Here is an 18,093-nt window from a genome sequence, read left to right as displayed (position 1 = left end):
CATACCCGGGCGACCGGGGGTGGCGAACCCGCCCGTGGCGGCGACGGTGGTGCGACCATGGCCGGGTGGGAACGATCGGCGACTACCTCGGCGGACTCGAGCCGGCCCAGCGCGCAGCCCTCCAGCACGTCGTCGACGTCGCGCGTCGCGTGGCACCCGAGGCGGACGAGGGCACGAGCTACGGGATGCCGGCGCTGCGCCTCGCCGGCCGCCCGCTCCTCGGGATCACGGCGGCGGCCAAGCACCTCTCGGTCTTCCCGTTCAGCCCGGCCGTCGTCGAAGCCGTCGCGCCCGACCTCACGGGGCACTCCCTGAGCAAGGGCACGATCCGTTTCGCCGTCGACCAGCCGATCCCCGACGAGGTCATCGAGCGCATCGTCACCCTGCGCCGGGCCGAGCTCGAGGGCTGAGCGTCGCGGCAGCGTCCGAGGCGTGGTCGGGGGCAGCCACCGGTCCGTGGACCGCGAACGGACTGCCCGTGACGTGGGCCCAGTAGCGGTCCCCGAACGACCAGTGCCACCACTCGGTCGGGTAGTTGACGAGGCCCGCCGGGCCCAGGGCGCAGGCGAGCACGCGCCGCAGGTGGCGTGCCTCGTCGTCGAGACCCGGGGCGTCGAAGTAGCACGCCCCGCCGCTCTCCTCGGGGGTCGCGTCGACGGGGCAACCGAGGTCGAGCCGGCGCCCGTCGTCGTCGCAGAGCGTCAGGTCGACGGCGGCCCCGCTGACATGCGGGGCCGTGGCCGGTGGGGCCACGAACCGGCTCGCCAGCCGGTCGAGGGCGTGAGCGTCGAGCCCGGGCTGCTCGGTCGCGAGGCGCGCCCGGTAGGCGGCGTGGATCATCCGCTGGGTGTCCAGCGGACGAAGTCCCTCGACGACGAGCAGGTGCAGGTCGTCGGGGAGCAGGGCCCCGGCCTCGCCGAGACGGTCGGCGAGCGTGCGTCGGACCAGCCGGTGCGGTCCGGGCGGGGGCGCGGTCGCCCGGTCCGGTGCAGAGCCCGGCAGACCGAGACCTGGTGGTGGTGGCGGGGGCTGGTGCTCGACCCGCACCCCGACGCTCGCGAGGTCGACCAGCGGGGATCCGTCCTCGACGACGGGGATGGAGCTGACCCGTGGGTCGGCGAGCAGCAGCGGGCTCGTGGAGCTGCCCATCGACGTCCGGCTCGGCGACGCGCTCATCCGACGACCACACCACGGGGCGCGTCGACCGGCCGGCCGGCGGCGGTGCGCACGAGGACGTCGACGAGCGCCGGGTAGGTCAGACCGGCGGCGGCCCACATCCGCGGGAACTGCGACGCCGGGGTGAAACCGGGGAAGGTGTTGACCTCGTTGAGCACCGGCCCGTCCGGTCCCACGAGGAAGTCGACACGGGCGAGACCGCGACACCCGAGCGCCCGGTACGCCGTCGTCGCCAACTCACCGAGGCGCGCCGTCTGCTCCGGGGGGAGCGGAGCGGGCACGGTGAACCTCGTCCCGGCCCCGGCGTACTTGGCGGCCTCGGTGAAGAACGGCTCGTCGGGGTCGCTCTCGACGAGCAGGGCGGGCCCGCACCGCACCTGCCCGTCGGGCAGCTCGAGCAACGGCACGTCGACCTCGAGGCCGGCCACCTCTGCCTCGACGAGGACTCCGTCCGTCCCGTGCTCGAGAGCGGTCGAGAGCGCCCGCGACAGGGCGTCCGACAGACCGCCGCCCGGCAGGGCGCCCGACAGAGCGCCCGGCAGAGCACCCGACGGGGCCCCGGGCGTCCGGCGGCGACCGCCGTCGGCGCTCGCGTCGACCCTGGTGACCCCCACGCTCGACCCCCCGTGCACCGGCTTGACGAACAGCGGGCCGCGCAGCCCGGCCCCGAGCACGTCGTCGACGAGGCGCTGGAGCTCGGCGGCCGAGCGCGTTGCGGCGACCGCCCGCTCCGAGGGGACGAACAGTCCCGGCGCGACCGCCACCCCGGCGGCGGCCACGACGAGCTTCGTCAGCTGCTTGTCCAGGCACACGGCGCTCGCCGCGACGGGCGAGCCGACGTAGGGCACCCCGAGGATCTCGAGGAACCCCTGCACCGTTCCGTCCTCGCCGAGCACCCCGTGCAGCGCGGGCACCGCCACGTCACAGCCCAGCAGGGTCTCGGCGGCGTGCCGCACGCCCGAGCCGGTGCCGGTCCGCCACTCGCCCGACCGCTCGAGGAGGACGGGAACGACGTCGTGGCCGGCGCTGCGCAGGCCGGCGATGATCCCTTGACCGCTCGCGACGGACACGTCGTGCTCGGTGCTCGTGCCTCCGTGGATGACCGCGACCCTCATCGTTCCTCCGTTCCGACGCCGGGCACCTGGATGCCCCGGGCGAGCCCGACATGCCGGCGCTCGACGCGTGCGCCGATGCCCGTGTAGATCTCGTGCTCGTTGGTGCCGGCCCAGCGCGCCCAGTCGCGGGCGGTCGGCTCGCCGCACTCGCCCGCTCCGAGGACGAGCACCTCGGCGCCGACCGGGACCGGCTCCGGGCCCACGTCGACGACGACCTGGTCCATGCAGACCCGGCCGATGAGCGGGGCCCGTCGCCCGCCGACCCACACGCTCGCCCGGCCCGTCGCGGCGCGTGGCAGCCCGTCGGCGTAGCCGAGCGGGACGAGCGCCAGATGGGTGTCGCGCGTCGTGCGGCCGACGTGGTCGTAGCCGACCCCGCGACCCGTCGCGACACGACGCACCTGCACGACCCGGGTGCGCAGGGTCAGCGCTGGGCTCAGTCCGTCGCCGATCCCGTAGATCCCGGCTCCGACCCGGACGAGGTCGTATGCCGTGTGGCGTGAGTTTGCCTGCACTGCAGCGGTGTTCGCGAGGTGGACGACCTCGGGGCGCAGTCCGGCGGCACGGGCGAGGTCGACGCCGACGCGGAACATGAGCAGCTGGCGGTGGGTCGCCACCGCGTCCGGCTCGCCGCCGTGCGACAGGTGGGACCACAGGCCGACCACCCGGACCCGACCGGCCGACTCCAGTGCCGCGGCGGCCGACACGAGCCCGGCCCAGTCCTCGCCGGGGCAGCCGCTGCGGTGCAGGCCGGTGTCGAGCTTGAGGTGGAGGCGGGGGCGTCCCGTCGCGCGGGCGACCGCTGCGAGGTCACCGGGGCTGCTCACCGAGAGGTCCACGTCTGCGGCGACCGCCTCCTCGGCGCGGGACGGCTCGAAGAGCCACGCGAGGACCGGAGCCGTGATGCCGACCCGACGCAGCTCGAGCGCCTCGCCGACGCGGGTCACCCCGAGCCAGGACGCGCCGGCGGCGAGGCAGGTGCGGGCGACCGGCACGGCACCGTGCCCGAACGCGTCGGCCTTGACGACGGCCATGAGCCGGGTGCCGGCGGTCGCGCGGAGGGCGCGGACGTTCGCCGCGATCGCCCCGTGGTCGACGACGGCCTCGGCGAGCTCGCCGGCCAGCGAGGTGGGCCCCGGGGGTGCGAGCGCGGCGGTGGCCGACGGGTCTGTCTCGATCATGACTCGACGCTAGGAGCGCGAGCCCGAGGCCCGCATCGGGCCGTGGACCGAGCTCGGCATCCTCCTCAGGGAGGAGCGCGGCGCAGCCCGGGTGGAGAACGCGGCTGTGGACGCGCCCTCGCCCGGCTCAGGACAGCGCCACGGCGCCCGTCTGGTAGGCCAGCACGACGAGCGCGACGCGGTCGCGGACACCGGTCTTGGCCAGGATGTGGCCGACGTGCGTCTTGACCGTCGTCTCGGACACGAAGAGCGCCTCGGCGATCTCGGAGTTCGTCAGGCCGTTGGCGATGGCCACCCAGACCTCGCGCTCCCGGTCGGTCAGGGCCGTCGTGCGGTCGATGAGGGCCGGCGCCACGGGAGCGCTCCGGACATACGTCTCGACGAGCCGGCGCGTCGTCGACGGCGCGATGACGGCGTCGCCGGCGTGCACCGTCCGGATCGCCGCGAGGAGGTCCTCGGGTGGCGCGTCCTTGAGGAGGAAGCCGGAGGCGCCGGCACGCAGGGCCGTGAAGGCATACTCGTCGAGGTCGAAGGTGGTCAGCACGAGAACTCTTGTGGCGCAGTCGCGTTCGACGATCAGGCGGGTGGCCTCGATGCCGTCCATCCGTGGCATCCGGACGTCCATGAGGACGACGTCCACCGGCACCGTCGAGAGGGTGTCGAGGCACTGTTGCCCGTCGGCGCACTCGGCGACCACGACGAGGTCGGGCTGCGAGCGCACGAGCATGGCGAAGCCCGCCCGCACCAGCGCCTGGTCGTCGACGATCATGACGCGGATCACGGCGCGACCTCGATGGGTCGGGTCGCCCCGGCCGCGAGACGGGGCAGTGTCGCCACGACGCGGTAGCCCCCGCGAGGATCAGGTCCGGTGACGAGCGAGCCGCCGAGCACCTCGACCCGCTCGGCCATGCCACGCAGGCCGTGGCCCACACCGCCGTCGACGTGGCTCCCGCCGTCGCCGTCGTCGACGACCTCGACGACGACGCGGCTCGGTCCGACCGTCACGCTGACCCAGGCCGTCGCGTCCTCGCCGGCGTGCTTCATGACGTTCGTCAGGGCCTCCTGGACGATCCGGTATGCCGTCAGCCCGGTCGCGGCGTCACCCTCGGTCGCGTCGTGGGGCAGCAGCTCGCCCTCCTGGCGCAGGTGCACGACCCTCCCGCCCGCGGTGAGGCCCGCCACGAGCGTCTCGATGTCGGCCAGTCCCGGCTGCGGCGCCTCCGGGACGCCGGTCGTGTCGTCGCGGAGCACGCCCAGCAGCCGCCGCATCTCGGCCAGCGAGGCCCGCCCGGTCGCGGCGATCGTCGCGAGCGCGGTCGTCGCGGCGTCCGGGTCGGAGGCGGCCGCGAAACGCGCACCGTCGGCCTGCACGATCATGACCGAGAGTCCGTGCGCCACGACGTCGTGCATCTCGCGGGCGATCCGCTGCCGGTCGGCCAGGCCGTCAGCGCGGCTCACGGCAGCGCGCTCGGCCTGTTCGTGGGCGGCCGCGTCGGCCGCGTGCGACGCGGACTCGTCCTGGAGCGCGGCCCGCTCCCGGGCGGCGCGCACCTGGTCGGCCACGGCCCAGGTGAGCACGACGACGGCGGCACTGTTGAAGAGGAAGACCGCGACCCGGTCGGACAGGAAGGTCTCGAGCGGCGGGAGGAGGTAGCCGAAGCGGAGGAGGAGCAGCACGGTGGCGAGGCCGATCGAGCCGAGCGCCGCCGCGAGGGCCCACAGCCCGCCGCGCCGGTCGGTCCAGAGGGTGACGCCGAAGAGCGCGACCAGGGCCATGAGCACCGTCGGCAGCCCGAGCATGGCCCCGACGGCGTACAGCAGGTAGGCGAGCACCCCGCACGCCGCGAACGTCGCGCGCGGGAAGCGGGGGAGCAGGAGCAGGGCGAGGGCGCCGAGCCCGATGCCGACGTAGCCGAGGACCGCAGGCTGGTCCCGCACGTTGACCCACCAGGCGCTGCGGCCCAGCCCGGCGGCGACCGTGATCGACGTGACGAAGTAGAGCAAGGCGATGATCGCCCCGACGCGGTCGACTAGCGGCCGGGCCGCCCCGCCGGGTGCGGCCGGCGCAGCGGGAGCCTGGGGTGCGGGCCGGACGGTCACGCGAGCACGCTACCCAAGGCGACGGCATACGGGATCCTCCCGTGGGAGGACCTTCCGCGGGGCCCCCCACGGGGGATGGTTCGGGCGGGGTCGTCGCCTCCGGCCACGATTTCGGGGAACGGGCCCCCGTGGCGTAGTCTTGTGCGTTGGGTGTCGTGTGCCTCGGCGCCTGAGTTCTCGCTGTGCGACGAGCACGGCACCCAGGCACGTCCCAAAGGCCGGTTCAGTCCGGGTCGGCCACCAACAGATAGACGGAGGATATGGCCAAGAAGGACGGTGTCATCGAGATCGAGGGCACGATCGTCGAGGCTCTCCCGAACGCGATGTTCCGGGTGGAGCTCTCCAACGGTCACAAGGTGCTCGCACACATCTCGGGCAAGATGCGACAGCACTACATCAGGATCCTCCCGGAGGACCGTGTGGTGGTCGAGCTCTCGCCCTATGACCTGACCCGCGGTCGGATCGTCTTCCGCTACCGCTGAGCACCAGGGTCGGCCGCGACCGGTCCGCGAGAGCGGGCATGTCAGGCCGGGACGAGTGCGAGGCACCAACTCCCGATTACACAACCAAGCACCTGATCGTCACGTGCCCTCCGGGGCCCGCGATGGCAGGCGCGCGATCTGAAGACAGCAGGCAGATGAAGGTTCAGCCGAGCGTCAAGAAGATCTGCGACAAGTGCAAGGTGATCCGCCGCAACGGTCGGGTCATGGTGATCTGCGAGAACCTGCGCCACAAGCAGCGCCAGGGCTGAGCAGAAACACCACCCTCGCCGTCGACAGAACTTCGACAGCACGCAAGACAAGTGAATGAAAGCAGCACCCGGCCCCTGATGACCGACCGTCGTGTCGGCGCAGGACGTCACCCCCGGCACGGAGGCCGGGGACCGGTGGCCCGTCCTTCTGAGTGGCGGACCGTGACCCCGGATCGGTGCCTTGCTCCAGACCTCCGCGTCACAGAAATCAGGAGACAACCCAACATGGCTCGTCTTGTTGGAGTCGACCTTCCGCGCGAGAAGCGCGTCGAGGTCGCCCTGACCTACATCTTCGGTGTGGGTCGCACCCGTTCCAAGGAGGCGCTGGTTGCCACCGGCGTCGACCCCAACACCCGCGTCAAGGACCTCGGTGAGACCGAGCTCGTTGCGCTTCGTGACTTCCTCGAGGGCAACTACCGCCTCGAGGGTGACCTTCGCCGTGAGGTGCAGGCCGACATCCGCCGCAAGGTCGAGATCGGCTCCTACGAAGGTCTCCGTCACCGTCGTGGTCTGCCCGTGCGCGGTCAGCGCACCAAGACCAACGCGCGCACCCGCAAGGGCCCGAAGCGCACCGTGGCCGGCAAGAAGAAGGCCAAGTGACGCTGATCGCCTCGCGATCACGTCTCACCGACATTCAGTTCTGACGTAGGAGAAAAATGCCTCCCAAGGCTCGTGTGACGAAGGTTCGTCGCAAGGAGAAGAAGAACGTCGCCCACGGGCACGCTCACATCAAGAGCACGTTCAACAACACGATCATCTCGATCACGGACCCCACCGGCGCCGTGATCGCGTGGGCCTCTGCCGGCCAGGTCGGCTTCAAGGGCTCGCGCAAGTCCACCCCGTTCGCCGCCCAGATGGCCGCCGAGGCTGCTGCCCGCCGCGCCATGGAGCACGGCATGCGCAAGGTCGACGTCTTCGTCAAGGGCCCGGGCTCGGGCCGCGAGACGGCGATCCGTTCGCTCACCGCCACCGGCCTGGAGGTCGGCGCGATCAGCGACGTCACGCCCACGCCGCACAACGGTGTCCGCCCGCCCAAGCGCCGTCGCGTCTGATCCGGCCTGAGCGAGAGAGAGAACTAGAAACATGGCTCGTTACACCGGCCCGATCACCAAGAAGTCCCGCCGCCTCAAGATGGACCTCGTCGGCGGCGACAAGAACTTCGAGCTCCGTCCCTTCCCGCCCGGCCAGCACGGCCGTCGCCGGATCCAGGAGAAGGAGTACCTCACCCAGCTCCAGGAGAAGCAGCGCGCCCGCTTCCAGTACGGCGTCATGGAGAAGCAGTTCGTCCGCTACTACAAGGAAGCGGCGAAGCGCCCCGGCAAGACCGGTGAGAACCTCCTCCAGATCCTCGAGTCGCGTCTGGACAACGTGGTCTACCGCGCTGGCCTGGCCCGCACGCGTCGCCACGCCCGCCAGCTCGTGACGCACGGTCACTTCGAGGTCAACGGCGTGCGCGTCGACGTCCCGAGCTACCGCGTCGAGCAGTACGACATCATCACGGTCCGCAAGCAGTCCGTCGAGAGCTTCCCGTTCGAGCTGGCCCGCCAGACGTTCGGCGAGCGTCCCGTCCCGGCGTGGATGCAGGTCGTCGACGGCTCGCTGCAGATCCTCATCCACCAGCTCCCGGTGCGTGCGCAGATCGACTCGCAGCTCACCGAGCAGCTGATCGTCGAGCTCTACTCGAAGAACTGATCAAGGCCCCGTATGCCGTGAAGCCCGCTTCACGGCATACGGGGACCCTTGTGCCTGGGGTCGCGCTCGCAGACAGAGCCGAGCCGGCCCGCCCGGATCACGACCGGGCAGTTTCACGAGGCGTCATATTGCGGTCGCCCGTGGGAAGGAAATGAACAGTGCTCATCGCACAGCGTCCCGTGCTCTCCGAAGAGGTCGTGGTCGAGAACCGCAGCCGCTTCACCATCGAGCCGCTCGAGCCCGGCTTCGGCTACACGCTCGGCAACTCCCTCCGTCGCACCCTGCTCTCGAGCATCCCGGGCGCGGCGGTCACCTCCATCCGCATCGACGGCGTGCTCCACGAGTTCACGACCGTTCCGGGCGTGAAGGAGGACGTCACCGAGATGATCCTCAACATCAAGGGCCTCGTCGTCTCCTCGGAGCACGACGAGCCGGTCGTCATGTACCTGCGCAAGCAGGGTCCGGGTGCGGTCACCGCCGCCGACATCACGCCTCCGGCTGGTGTCGAGGTGCACAACCCCGACCTGCACATCGCGACGCTCAACGACAAGGGCAAGCTCGAGATGGAGCTGACCGTGGAGCGTGGCCGTGGCTACGTCTCGGCGCAGCAGAACAAGTCCGGTGACCAGGAGATCGGCCGCATCCCGGTCGACTCGATCTACAGCCCGGTGCTCACCGTGACCTACAAGGTCGAGGCGACCCGTGTCGAGCAGCGCACCGACTTCGACAAGCTCATCGTCGACGTCGAGACGAAGAACTCGATGACCCCGCGTGACGCCATGGCCTCGGCCGGCAAGACGCTGGTCGAGCTCTTCGGTCTGGCTCGCGAGCTCAACGTCGAGGCCGAGGGCATCGACATGGGCCCGTCGCCGACGGACGCCGCGCTCGCCGCCGACCTCGCCCTGCCGATCGAGGACCTCGACCTCACCGTTCGTTCCTACAACTGCCTCAAGCGCGAGGGCATCCACACCGTGGGTGAGCTCGTGGGCCGCAGCGAGGCCGACCTGCTCGACATCCGCAACTTCGGTGCGAAGTCGATCGACGAGGTCAAGGCCAAGCTCGTCGGCATGGGTCTGGCCCTCAAGGACAGCCCGCCCGGGTTCGACCCGTCTGCCCTCGTCGACGGCTACGGCGAGGACGACTACAGCGACGACGACGACCAGTCGTTCGTCGAGGACGAGCGTCTCTGACCAACCGCTTCTTGACCGAGCCCTCGGCGAACTGCTCGAGAACGGCCTGGTCGGACTTCTAGGAGAAACGAAATGCCCACCCCCACCAAGGGTCCCCGCGTCGGTGGCGGCCCCGCCCACGAGCGGCTGATCCTGGCCAACCTCGCGACGTCGCTCTTCGAGCACGACAAGATCACGACGACCGCGGCCAAGGCCAAGCGTCTGCGCCCGCTCGCCGAGCGTCTCATCACGTTCGCCAAGCGCGGCGACCTGCACGCCCGTCGCCGCGTCCTCACGGTCGTGCGCGACAAGGGTGTCGTCCACCGCCTGTTCGCCGAGATCGCCCCTGACATGGCGGCCCGCGACGGTGGCTACACCCGCATCACGAAGATCGCCGCCCGCAAGGGCGACAACGCCCCCATGGTCGTCATCGAGCTCGTCCGCGAGCCGCTGTCGGCCAAGAAGGCGACGGTCAAGGAGGCCGAGGCTGCCACGAAGCGCGCTGCGAAGCAGAGCGAGTCGAAGCAGGCGGCTGCCGAGACGAAGGCCGCCGAGGACGCCGAGAAGGCCGAGGCCACCGAGGCTGCTGTGGAGCTGCCGAAGGGCGCCGTCGCCGCGAACGAGGACGGCTCGTCGCCCGAGGACGGCTACACCGTCAAGGGCAACGCCGACTCCGGCAAGTACCACGAGGCCGACGGTCAGTGGTACGACCAGACGATCGCCGAGTTCTGGTTCAAGTCCGCCGAGGACGCCGAGGCCGCCGGCTTCACGAAGGCCGGCTCCGGCTCCTGAGCCACCTGAGCCACCTGAGCCACCCAGAGTGACCTCGCGCTCCGGCGCGACGAGAAGGGCCCCGCACCAGTGGTGCGGGGCCCTTCTCGTTCACCACCGGTGGGCGACGTCGACGACGAGACGGCGGCCACCGTCGGCGTCGGTCAGGACGAAGGCGCGCATCGGCAGCCGCGCCCGCACGCCGAGCCCGTAGTCGGTGTAGCCCTCGAAGCTGCCGACGCCCCGCAGCTGCCGGAAGGTGGTCCATCCGGAGAAGGTCGTCGTGGTCCGGCCGAGGACCGACGGCGCGTCGACGGTGACCTGGATCCTCGCGCCACCGCTCACGGGGACGGGGAGGCCGCTGCCCGGCGCGGTGACGGCGCCGACGTAGCGGACGTCGTAGCCGAGGGTGCCACGGCCATGGGCGAGGTCGATGACGAGCCGGTCGTAGCAGGCGTGCCGGCCAGCCAGGACCGCTGTGACGGCGCCGGTCCAGAGCTGGGTGGGGCTCGTCGCCTTCGCACCGGATCCCCACGTGATGCCGCAGGACGGCGCGGTCGAGGCGGTCGCGGGGGTGATGGTGCCGGCGGACGCGACCGGGGCGGTGAGTGCGGCCGCGCACGCGGCGACGAGGATGCGGCGGGTGACGGTGTGCATGGAGGTTCCCCCTTCTGGCGGGCCCGGACCGGGTCGTCCGGTGTCCCACTCATAGGACGTGCAGGGCCCCGGCGCGGTTGACGGGCGCTGGTCACGGGCCCATCGGATCCCGTTAGGCTCGGGCGCCATGAGCGAGTCGAGTGGGTCCACGCTGCGCGTGCGCCTCGACCTGGCCTATGACGGGACAGCCTTCTCGGGGTGGGCCGCCCAGCCGGCGCTGCGCACGGTGCAGGGCGAGCTGACCGCTGCCCTGTCGACGGTGCTGCGCAGCCCCGAGCCCGTCCGGGTCACCGTGGCCGGCCGCACCGATGCCGGCGTCCACGCGCGCGGTCAGGTCGCCCACATCGACCTCGACGCCCACGCCTGGGCTGCCCTGCCGGGTCGCTCCGACCGGGAGCCGGGGGTCGCCCTCGTCAGTCGTCTCGGGGGCCTGCTGGGCACGGACGTCGTCGTGCGCCGTGCGGTGGTGGCCCCCCTTGGCTTCGACGCACGTTTCTCAGCCGTCGAGCGGCGCTACCTCTACCGCCTCGCCGACCCCGACGCGGACCGTGACCCGCTGCGACGCCACGACACGGTCTGGTGGCGCCGGCCCCTCGACGTTGCGGCCATGGACGAGGCGTCGCGCTCGCTCGTCGGGCTGCGCGACTTCGCGGCGTTCTGCAAGCAGCGGGAGGGTGCGACGACCGTGCGAACGCTGCTCGACTTCTCATGGGTCCGCCTTCCCGACGGCGTGCTCGCCGCCACGGTGCGGGCCGACGCGTTCTGCCACTCGATGGTGCGGTCGCTCGTCGGTGCCGTCGTGCCCGTCGGCGAGGGCCGTCGCGCTGTGGACTGGCCGCGGGCGCTCCGGGACCGGGCCGAGCGCACCGCGGGAATCCACGTCATGCCGCCGCACGGCCTCAGCCTCGAGGAGGTCGTCTACCCGGACGACGACGACCTCGCCGCGCGGGCCGTGGCCACGCGGGCACGCCGTTCTGCCGTCTGAGCGGTGTCTCAGGCCCGAGACCGGACCGGCGGCCACCAGCGACCTGTGGTTGGATCGTCCGCATGAAGGCCCGCCCGACCCGTGTCGTCTCGGTGGGAGTCCTCACCTGCGCCCTGGTGCTCACGGGTTGCTCGAAGGACACCACCGCCTCGCCGCCGGCGAGCAGCCCCGCCTCCGCGTCGGGTGCGACGTCCACGGCGACCGGCTCGGCCACGACGGCAGGTGGCGACGAGGTCCGGGGCCGCTCGGGTGCCTTCACCGTGGTGCCTCCGGAGGGGTGGACCGAGGCGACCGACAAGGCCACCGGCGTGGCCGACATCGACCTCGTGCTCCTCTCGTCCAAGAAGGTCGGTGCCTTCGCCAACAACCTCGTGGTCACCTCGGCCGCCGGCGACCAGTCGGTCCTCGACGACGAGCTGGCCAAGGGGCGCCAGCAGCTCGGGGCCGCCGGACGCACCGTGTCCTCGGCCCCCGGCAAGAGCGTGTCCGGCTCCGCGGCCGCCGGCTTCACGACGACCTTCGAACAGCAGGGCATCAAGGTGCTCGCCCGCTCCTACGGCGTGTCGCGCGGCGGCCGCATCTACCTGCTCACCCTCAGCTCCTCCCAGGCCGACGCGACGCACGCGATGGCCGAGTTCGACGAGCTCCTCTCGACCTGGGCGTGGACGTAGCCCCATGGCGTCTCGCGTGAGGACGTCGGCGGCACTGCTTCCGGCGATCGCCCTGGTCGTGGCCCCGTGCCTCGCCGGCTGCTCCGCCGACCCCGCCCCGGTGGCGCCGACGCCGACCGACGTCGGCGTCGTCCACCTGCCGACGTCCGCGGCGCCGACGACCGACAGCGGCGGCCACCGCATCGAGCCGCTCCCCACCGCGGTCGGCCCCGTGGCGATGACCGAGGACCGTGTCCGCGGCGTGGACTACAGCTACCTCCAGCCCGCCGGGTGGAGCCGGGCCGAGCGCGACCTCGACCCGCCGCCGGACACCCTCGTGCAGCCCGACGACGACGGCGTGCCGGCCTTCATCGCGGTCGAGCGGCCGATCAAGGTGGGCTCGCACTCGCTGGCCGAGGTCGTCGACGGGATCCGTCAGGGCTTCGAGGCCAAGGGCCTGACGCCCATGGCGGCCCCCGAGCGTGAGATCGCCGGCTACCGGGCGATGGGCATCGTCGTCGACCAGTCGGAGCAGGTGCGCCACGTCTACTACGTCGTCGCCTACACGGAGCAGGCCTTCGCGATCCGGCTCACCTACGACCCTGCCCACCCGGAGGCGCTCGACGTCTACCGCGCCGTGCTCGACTCCTGGGCGTGGGGGTGACGCGTGCGCGACCGGATGCTTAACCGGGTGACGCGGCCACACGGCATACGTCAGGCTTGACCCTCGTGGGCCATGTCGACGTCAACTCCGTCTCGTTCAGCCTGCCTGACGGCAGGCCGCTGCTCAACGACGTCTCCGTGCGGGTCGGGGAGGGCGCCAAGGTCGCGCTCATCGGCCCCAACGGGACCGGGAAGACGACGCTGACGCGGATCATCGCCGGCGACATCGCGGCCCACGAGGGCGCGGTGACGCGCTCGGGCGGTCTGGGCGTCATGCGCCAGTTCATCGGCAAGGTGCGCGACGACACGACCGTGCGCGACCTGCTCGTCTCGGTGGCGCCCGACCGCATCCGCGCCGCCGCCGAGGAGATCGACCGCAGCGAGCTGCTCATGATGGAGCGCGACTCCGAGGACGACCAGATGGCCTATGCCCACGCGCTCGTCGAGTGGGGCGAGGCGGGTGGCTACGAGCAGGAGACGCTCTGGGACCAGTGCACCGTCGCGGCCCTCGGCATCCCGTACGAGCAGGCGCAGTGGCGCACGGTCACGACGCTCTCCGGCGGTGAGCAGAAGCGGCTCGTGCTCGAGGCGCTGCTGCGCGGACCCGAGGAGGTGCTGCTCCTCGACGAGCCCGACAACTACCTCGACGTGCCGACGAAGCGCTGGCTCGAGGAGGCGCTCGTCGCCTCGCCCAAGACGGTGCTCTTCATCAGCCACGACCGCGAGCTGCTCGACCGGGTCGCCACCCGCGTCGCGACGCTCGAGCCCGGAGCCGCCGGCGCCACCCTCTGGGTGCACCCCGGCCGTTTCGCGACCTACGCCCAGGCCCGCACCGACCGCAACGACCGCCTCGAGGAGCTGCGCCGCCGCTGGGACGAGGAGCACGTCAAGCTCAAGACCCTCGTGCAGACGCTCAAGGTCAAGGCCAAGTTCAACGACGGCATGGCCTCGCGCTACCAGGCCGCGCAGACCCGCCTCGCGAAGTTCGAGCAGGCCGGGCCGCCCGAGGAGACGCCGATGACGCAGTCGGTCAAGATGCGCCTCACCGGGGGTCGCACGGCCAAGCGGGCCATCGTCGCGACGGGGCTCGAGCTGACCGGCCTGATGAAGCCCTTCGACCTCGAGGTCTGGTACGGCGAGCGCGTCGCGATCCTCGGCAGCAACGGCTCGGGCAAGTCGCACTTCCTGCGGCTGCTCGCGTGCGGTGGCACCGACCCCGAGCGCGAGCACCAGCCCGTCGGCGACGTGCGGCCGGTGCCCGTGGATCACTCCGGCGTCGTGCGGCTGGGGTCGCGCGTGCGTCCGGGATGGTTCGCGCAGACGCACGAGCACCCCTCGCTCATGGGACGCACGCTGCTCGAGATCCTGCACCGGGGTGACGAGCACCGCGAGGGGCGCCCGCGCGAGCAGGCCGCCCGCGCGCTCGACCGCTACGAGCTGGCGCGCTCGGGCGAGCAGAAGTTCGAGTCGCTGTCGGGCGGGCAGCAGGCCCGCTTCCAGATCCTGCTGCTCGAGCTCTCGGGCGCGACGATGCTGCTGCTCGACGAGCCCACCGACAACCTCGACCTCCAGTCGGCCGAGGCGCTCGAGGAGGGGCTCGACCGCTTCGAGGGGACCGTCGTGGCCGTGACCCACGACCGGTGGTTCGCGCGCGGCTTCGACCGCTTCCTCGTCTTCGGCGCCGACGGCCGCGTCTACGAGTCGACCGAGCCGGTGTGGGACGAGGGGCGGGTCGTCCGGCCGCGGTGACCCCGCCCACACTCCGCACACGTCGGCCGCACGGCCCGGTGCCCGGGGCGGGGGAGCGGAGTAGCGTCGGGGCATGCTGCTGCGAACGCTCGAGACCGGTGTCGTCGGCGCCCCGATGGCGGGAGGCCCGACCTCTCCCGAGCTCGTCGCCGCGGTCGGCGAGGCCGGTGGTCTGGGCTTCCTCGCTGCCGGATACCTCACCGCACCTCAGCTCGCCTCGGCGATCGCCGAGGTGTGGGACGCGAGCTCGCGCCCCTTCGGCGTCAACCTCTTCGTGCCCGCCCAGGCGAACGCGTATGCCGTCGGGCCGGGCGAGCTGACCGGCGCCGAGCGCGCGGACGCAGTGGCCGCCTACCGCGAGACGCTGGGCGACGACGCGCGGTCCGTCGGCGTGGAGCCCGGTGAGCCGAGGCCCGGCGACGACGACGACTGGGAACGCAAGCTCGACCTCGTCGTGCGGGAGCGAGTTCCCTTGGTGTCCTTCACGTTCGGGCTGCCGAGCACGGCGGTGCTCGGTGAGCTGCGCCGTGCCGGCATCGAGACCGTCGCCACGGTCACCGACGTCGACGAGGCGGCAGCGGCCCTCGGTGCCGGCGTCGACGGGCTCTGTCTCCAGGGACCGGAGGGCGGCGGACACCGTGGCACCCTCGATCCGGCCAAGGAGCCGTCGGCGTCCGACCTGCTGGACCTCGTCGCCGCCGTGCGGTCGCAGACGGACGTGCCGATCGTCGCCGGCGGCGGGATCGCGACCCCGGAGCGAGCCGCGCAGGTGCGGGCCGCCGGGGCTGACGCCGTCCAGGTCGGGACCGCCCTGCTCCTCACTCCTGAGGCCGGGACCGGCCTCGCCTACCGCCGCGCGCTCGCCGACCCTTCCTACGAGCGCACCGCCGTGACCCGGGCCTACTCGGGCCGCCTCGCCCGCGGTCTCGAGACCGAGTTCCTGCGTCGGCACGACGGCCACGCCCCGGCCGCCTACCCGGAGGTCCACCACCTCACGGTGCCGTTGCGGCGCGCGTCGGCACGGGCGGAGCGCTCGGACCTGCTCGCCCTGTGGGCCGGCTCGGGCTGGAGGTCGGCGCGGCCGGTGCCCGCGGCCACGGTCGTCGCCCTGCTCTCGCACTGACCCGGGCGTCGGCCGCGTGAGAGCGCCGGTTTCGCGTTGCGAGGGACCGGCCGCGGCGGTTGACTGCCGCACGTTCGTGCAGTTGAGCGCAGACCGTATGCCGTCGGGCGGGCCGACGGCATACGAGCCCTCTGGGCGGTGCGGGAGCGGGCGGCATACGCTCGGGCCATGCCGAGCGCCGAAGGAAACCTGACGTGGGTGGCCGCCTCCGAGCGCCCCGACCTGCTCGCCCCGCCCGTCGCGGCGGCACTCGAGCACGTGCCGGGGGTCCGGGTCGCCCCGATCGACGCCACGCTCGCCGACACGGCGGCCTTCTGCGAGGCCTACGACGTCGCACCCGAGGCGTCGGCCAACTGCGTCGTCGTCGAGGCACGCCGCGGTGACGACACGACCCTCGCGGCCGTCATGGTGCTCGCGACCGACCGGGCCGACATCAACCGCGTCGTGCGCAAGCACCTCGGCGCCCGCAAGATCTCCTTCGCCGACCAGGCGAAGGCCCAGGAGCTGACCGGGATGCAGCAGGGTGGCATCACGCCGGTCGGGCTGCCGGCGGGCTGGCCGGTGCTCGTCGACGAAGCCGTCGTCGCGGCAGGTCCGGTCGTCATCGGCGCCGGCGTCCGCGGCGCGAAGCTGCTGCTCGACGGGGCGTCCCTCGCCGGACTGCCGACGGCGCAGGTCATCGCCCTCGCCGTGCGCTGACGGCTCGGTCAGCCGGCGACGTCCCAGAGCATCTGGGCGCGCTCGGTCGGCGTCGTGCCGCCCCAGATGCCGAAGGTCTCGGGAACCCGGAGCGCATGGTCGAGGCACCGCTCACGGACGGGGCACGAGGCGCACACCATGCGGGCGGCCTCGGTCTGCTCGCGGCGCTCGCGCTGGTCGAGCTCCTGGTCGTCGGCGAAGAACTGCTCGACGGCCTTGGTGCGGCAACGACCCTGCTCCTGCCACTCGTACGAGGAGTAGGTGGGGCGCGGAAGGCGAGTGATCGTCATGGCTTCCTCCGTCGGGTCCGGTCGAGCGATCTGATGCAGAACCTACGCAGAACTTATGCATTGCACAAGAGGTCTGCATAAGTTTATGATCTGGGGAGCCCGATCGGCGCTGGAGCGGTCCATGACGGGAATCTCGGACCGCTCCGCCCGACGCGGGTGACCAACGTGAAACGGTGATGATCGACATGAACCCGCAGTCGGCAGCCTCGAGGGAGCCTGGCCAGACGGAGCCTGACCACCCCGAGCCGGGGGAGCGGGCGCCCGATCTGGGCTGGCCCGTGGGAGTCGTGTCCGAGCGACTCGCCATCGCCGCGCCGACGCTCCGGTCCTGGGATCGCCGCCACGGCATCGGACCGAGCCTGAGGACCCGGGGCAACCACCGCCGGTACACCGAGCTCGACATCCGGCGCGTGCTGCTGATGTCCCGCCTGACCGCCCAGGGGGTGCCCGCGCAGAGCGCCGCGGACTCGGTGCTGGCGATGGACTCTGGGGCGATCGCCGAACGTCTCGACGGGGACCGCGGGTCCGCAGCCCCGGGCGAGGGGGACGGGCTGGGTCGCCTGCCCGGCGAGCCCGGCGAGCCCGGCGAGCCCGGTGTCGGTGGTGCGCGCGCGGGTGAGGTCGAGGGCTCCGAGCAGGATGCGACCGACCTCGTCGAGGCCATCGTGGGCGCGGCCCGGGCTCTCGACCCCCGCACCATGGCGCTGCTCTACCGCCAGGTCATGCGCCGCCGCGACGTCGGTCGGGCCTGGGTCGAGGTCTTTGCGCCGGCGCTGCGCCGCGTCGGTGACCTCTGGGAGGAGGGGCGGCTCGGGGTGCAGTCCGAGCACCTGACGAGCGAGCTGCTCCAGTCCGAGCTGCGCGCGGTCGTGCGGGCCAACCGGCTCCGGGTCGCAGGTCTGCCCGTCGTGCTGGCCAGCGCCGACGACGAGCAGCACCACCTCCCGCTGCTCGCGCTCGAGGCCGAGCTCGCGTGCCACGGGGTGGCGAGCCTCTTCCTCGGCCCGCGCGTGCCGTCCGACGCCCTCGTGTCGGCGCTGCGTGAGTCGCAGCCGCGGGCCGTCTTCCTCTGGGCCTCGCTCGCGCGCCCGCAGGCCGAGCCGTTCTGGCGCGACCTCGAGATCATCGACTGGCCGCTCGAGGTCGTCATCGGCGGGCCCGGCTGGCCCGACGGGATCGCCGCGCCCGAGGGGCCGGTGACCGTGACGCGAGCCGCCGACTTCGGCGCGGCCGTGACTGCCCTCGTACCGCGCCCGGGTGCCTCGGTGGGCTGAACGGCTGTCGTTCGGCGCAAGAAACCGCAACATCCTGAGCCTGAGTGC

Annotated in this window: 22 protein-coding genes; 15 read left to right on the top strand and 7 right to left on the bottom strand. The window is 72.4% G+C overall.

The genetic code is table 11. The features are described 5' to 3' along the window. The first annotated feature begins 65 nt into the window (after positions 1 to 65). Positions 66 to 410 (top strand): iron chaperone, encoded by a 345-nt coding sequence (locus ASH01_RS02800; protein ID WP_056771057.1) that lies wholly within the window; start codon positions 66 to 68, stop codon positions 408 to 410. On the opposite strand, the gene ASH01_RS02795 is transcribed toward ASH01_RS02800, so the two are convergent. From ASH01_RS02795 to ASH01_RS02775, 5 genes are all read right to left on the bottom strand, one after another. After that, the gene (locus ASH01_RS02795) at positions 379 to 1,176 is read right to left on the bottom strand and encodes a M15 family metallopeptidase (RefSeq protein ID WP_200958935.1); all 798 of its coding nucleotides are present in this window, start codon (positions 1,174 to 1,176) and stop codon (positions 379 to 381) included. The two genes, ASH01_RS02800 and ASH01_RS02795, sit on opposite strands and share 32 nt — an antisense overlap. Beyond that, positions 1,173 to 2,291: a D-alanine--D-alanine ligase family protein gene (locus ASH01_RS02790; RefSeq protein WP_056771055.1), complete on the bottom strand. Its 1,119-nt coding sequence runs from the start codon at positions 2,289 to 2,291 to the stop codon at positions 1,173 to 1,175. Before ASH01_RS02790 ends, ASH01_RS02795 begins: the two co-directional genes overlap by 4 nt. Further along, positions 2,288 to 3,472, bottom strand: coding sequence for an alanine racemase (alr, locus tag ASH01_RS02785; protein WP_082619359.1), 1,185 nt, complete (start codon positions 3,470 to 3,472; stop codon positions 2,288 to 2,290). The genes ASH01_RS02790 and alr overlap by 4 nt, the downstream gene beginning before the upstream one ends. A 127-nt stretch (positions 3,473 to 3,599) precedes the next feature. After that, entirely contained in the window at positions 3,600 to 4,253 is a 654-nt protein-coding gene (locus tag ASH01_RS02780; RefSeq protein ID WP_369793445.1) for a response regulator, read from the bottom strand. Beyond that, positions 4,250 to 5,572, bottom strand: a complete 1,323-nt coding sequence (locus tag ASH01_RS02775; protein WP_056771053.1) for a sensor histidine kinase — start codon at positions 5,570 to 5,572, stop codon at positions 4,250 to 4,252. Before ASH01_RS02775 ends, ASH01_RS02780 begins: the two co-directional genes overlap by 4 nt. Positions 5,573 to 5,832: 260 nt before the next feature. Between ASH01_RS02775 and infA the strand changes: the two genes are divergently transcribed. The 7 genes from infA to rplQ all read left to right on the top strand — a co-directional run bounded on the left by infA (position 5,833) and on the right by rplQ (position 9,976). Beyond that, positions 5,833 to 6,054, top strand: coding sequence for a translation initiation factor IF-1 (gene infA, locus ASH01_RS02770; RefSeq protein WP_013493543.1), 222 nt, complete (start codon positions 5,833 to 5,835; stop codon positions 6,052 to 6,054). 155 nt (positions 6,055 to 6,209) lie between these two features. After that, positions 6,210 to 6,323, top strand: a complete 114-nt coding sequence (gene rpmJ, locus ASH01_RS02765) for a 50S ribosomal protein L36 (protein WP_006592630.1) — start codon at positions 6,210 to 6,212, stop codon at positions 6,321 to 6,323. A gap of 225 nt (positions 6,324 to 6,548) precedes the next feature. Then, a complete protein-coding gene (rpsM, locus tag ASH01_RS02760) occupies positions 6,549 to 6,923 on the top strand; it encodes a 30S ribosomal protein S13 (protein WP_020143209.1) in 375 nt (124 codons plus the stop codon). Positions 6,924 to 6,979: 56 nt separating this feature from the next. Continuing rightward, positions 6,980 to 7,375: a 30S ribosomal protein S11 gene (gene rpsK / locus ASH01_RS02755; protein ID WP_020143208.1), complete on the top strand. Its 396-nt coding sequence runs from the start codon at positions 6,980 to 6,982 to the stop codon at positions 7,373 to 7,375. Between the two features lie 31 nt (positions 7,376 to 7,406). Next, positions 7,407 to 8,015, top strand: coding sequence for a 30S ribosomal protein S4 (gene rpsD, locus ASH01_RS02750; RefSeq protein WP_045191881.1), 609 nt, complete (start codon positions 7,407 to 7,409; stop codon positions 8,013 to 8,015). 158 nt (positions 8,016 to 8,173) lie between these two features. Then, positions 8,174 to 9,205 carry a DNA-directed RNA polymerase subunit alpha gene (locus tag ASH01_RS02745; protein WP_020143206.1) on the top strand — a complete coding sequence of 344 codons (1,032 nt, stop codon included), beginning with the start codon at positions 8,174 to 8,176 and terminating at the stop codon, positions 9,203 to 9,205. Positions 9,206 to 9,277: 72 nt separating this feature from the next. After that, entirely contained in the window at positions 9,278 to 9,976 is a 699-nt protein-coding gene (gene rplQ, locus ASH01_RS02740) for a 50S ribosomal protein L17, sunset domain variant (protein WP_056771050.1), read from the top strand. Between the two features lie 90 nt (positions 9,977 to 10,066). Here the strand turns inward: rplQ and ASH01_RS22805 are convergent, their stop codons facing one another. Further along, positions 10,067 to 10,612, bottom strand: coding sequence for an AMIN-like domain-containing (lipo)protein (locus ASH01_RS22805; protein ID WP_056771046.1), 546 nt, complete (start codon positions 10,610 to 10,612; stop codon positions 10,067 to 10,069). Positions 10,613 to 10,739: 127 nt separating this feature from the next. Between ASH01_RS22805 and ASH01_RS02730 the strand changes: the two genes are divergently transcribed. The 6 genes from ASH01_RS02730 (at position 10,740) to ASH01_RS02705 (ending at position 16,481) form a co-directional block, all read left to right on the top strand. Then, positions 10,740 to 11,597: a tRNA pseudouridine synthase A gene (locus ASH01_RS02730; RefSeq protein ID WP_056771043.1), complete on the top strand. Its 858-nt coding sequence runs from the start codon at positions 10,740 to 10,742 to the stop codon at positions 11,595 to 11,597. A gap of 62 nt (positions 11,598 to 11,659) precedes the next feature. Further along, a complete protein-coding gene (locus tag ASH01_RS02725) occupies positions 11,660 to 12,268 on the top strand; it encodes a hypothetical protein (protein WP_056771040.1) in 609 nt (202 codons plus the stop codon). 16 nt (positions 12,269 to 12,284) lie between these two features. After that, on the top strand, positions 12,285 to 12,911 hold the full coding sequence (locus tag ASH01_RS02720; protein WP_156415388.1) for a hypothetical protein: 627 nt from the start codon (positions 12,285 to 12,287) through the stop codon (positions 12,909 to 12,911). A gap of 65 nt (positions 12,912 to 12,976) precedes the next feature. Continuing rightward, positions 12,977 to 14,659, top strand: coding sequence for an ABC-F family ATP-binding cassette domain-containing protein (locus tag ASH01_RS02715; protein ID WP_020143200.1), 1,683 nt, complete (start codon positions 12,977 to 12,979; stop codon positions 14,657 to 14,659). A gap of 73 nt (positions 14,660 to 14,732) precedes the next feature. After that, complete coding sequence (locus ASH01_RS02710; protein ID WP_056771032.1) at positions 14,733 to 15,782, top strand: nitronate monooxygenase; 1,050 nt, start codon at positions 14,733 to 14,735, stop codon at positions 15,780 to 15,782. Between the two features lie 168 nt (positions 15,783 to 15,950). Continuing rightward, positions 15,951 to 16,481 carry a YbaK/EbsC family protein gene (locus ASH01_RS02705; RefSeq protein ID WP_056772612.1) on the top strand — a complete coding sequence of 177 codons (531 nt, stop codon included), beginning with the start codon at positions 15,951 to 15,953 and terminating at the stop codon, positions 16,479 to 16,481. Between the two features lie 8 nt (positions 16,482 to 16,489). Here the strand turns inward: ASH01_RS02705 and ASH01_RS02700 are convergent, their stop codons facing one another. Further along, positions 16,490 to 16,771, bottom strand: coding sequence for a WhiB family transcriptional regulator (locus tag ASH01_RS02700; RefSeq protein ID WP_020143197.1), 282 nt, complete (start codon positions 16,769 to 16,771; stop codon positions 16,490 to 16,492). Positions 16,772 to 17,058: 287 nt separating this feature from the next. Between ASH01_RS02700 and ASH01_RS02695 the strand changes: the two genes are divergently transcribed. After that, positions 17,059 to 18,045 carry a B12-binding domain-containing protein gene (locus ASH01_RS02695; protein WP_162263857.1) on the top strand — a complete coding sequence of 329 codons (987 nt, stop codon included), beginning with the start codon at positions 17,059 to 17,061 and terminating at the stop codon, positions 18,043 to 18,045. The last annotated feature ends 48 nt before the right edge of the window (positions 18,046 to 18,093 follow it).

The sequence above is a fragment of the Terrabacter sp. Soil811 genome (assembly GCF_001429655.1).
Lineage (GTDB): Bacteria > Actinomycetota > Actinomycetes > Actinomycetales > Dermatophilaceae > Terrabacter.
Note: the sequence above shows the minus strand (reverse complement) of the source record. Positions and strands in the feature narration are given on the sequence as shown.

What these genes read in the sequence shown, in the direction of transcription:
- ASH01_RS02795 (WP_200958935.1), bottom strand. Translation starts at nt 1,176, where the DNA reads ATGAGCGCGTCGCCGAGCCGGACGTCGATGGGCAGCTCCACGAGCCCG.
- ASH01_RS02790 (WP_056771055.1), bottom strand. Translation starts at nt 2,291, where the DNA reads ATGAGGGTCGCGGTCATCCACGGAGGCACGAGCACCGAGCACGACGTG.
- alr (WP_082619359.1), bottom strand. Translation starts at nt 3,472, where the DNA reads ATGATCGAGACAGACCCGTCGGCCACCGCCGCGCTCGCACCCCCGGGG.
- infA (WP_013493543.1), top strand. Translation starts at nt 5,833, where the DNA reads ATGGCCAAGAAGGACGGTGTCATCGAGATCGAGGGCACGATCGTCGAG.
- rpmJ (WP_006592630.1), top strand. Translation starts at nt 6,210, where the DNA reads ATGAAGGTTCAGCCGAGCGTCAAGAAGATCTGCGACAAGTGCAAGGTG.
- rpsM (WP_020143209.1), top strand. Translation starts at nt 6,549, where the DNA reads ATGGCTCGTCTTGTTGGAGTCGACCTTCCGCGCGAGAAGCGCGTCGAG.
- rpsK (WP_020143208.1), top strand. Translation starts at nt 6,980, where the DNA reads ATGCCTCCCAAGGCTCGTGTGACGAAGGTTCGTCGCAAGGAGAAGAAG.
- rpsD (WP_045191881.1), top strand. Translation starts at nt 7,407, where the DNA reads ATGGCTCGTTACACCGGCCCGATCACCAAGAAGTCCCGCCGCCTCAAG.
- rplQ (WP_056771050.1), top strand. Translation starts at nt 9,278, where the DNA reads ATGCCCACCCCCACCAAGGGTCCCCGCGTCGGTGGCGGCCCCGCCCAC.
- ASH01_RS22805 (WP_056771046.1), bottom strand. Translation starts at nt 10,612, where the DNA reads ATGCACACCGTCACCCGCCGCATCCTCGTCGCCGCGTGCGCGGCCGCA.
- ASH01_RS02730 (WP_056771043.1), top strand. Translation starts at nt 10,740, where the DNA reads ATGAGCGAGTCGAGTGGGTCCACGCTGCGCGTGCGCCTCGACCTGGCC.
- ASH01_RS02725 (WP_056771040.1), top strand. Translation starts at nt 11,660, where the DNA reads ATGAAGGCCCGCCCGACCCGTGTCGTCTCGGTGGGAGTCCTCACCTGC.
- ASH01_RS02710 (WP_056771032.1), top strand. Translation starts at nt 14,733, where the DNA reads ATGCTGCTGCGAACGCTCGAGACCGGTGTCGTCGGCGCCCCGATGGCG.
- ASH01_RS02705 (WP_056772612.1), top strand. Translation starts at nt 15,951, where the DNA reads ATGCCGAGCGCCGAAGGAAACCTGACGTGGGTGGCCGCCTCCGAGCGC.
- ASH01_RS02700 (WP_020143197.1), bottom strand. Translation starts at nt 16,771, where the DNA reads ATGACGATCACTCGCCTTCCGCGCCCCACCTACTCCTCGTACGAGTGG.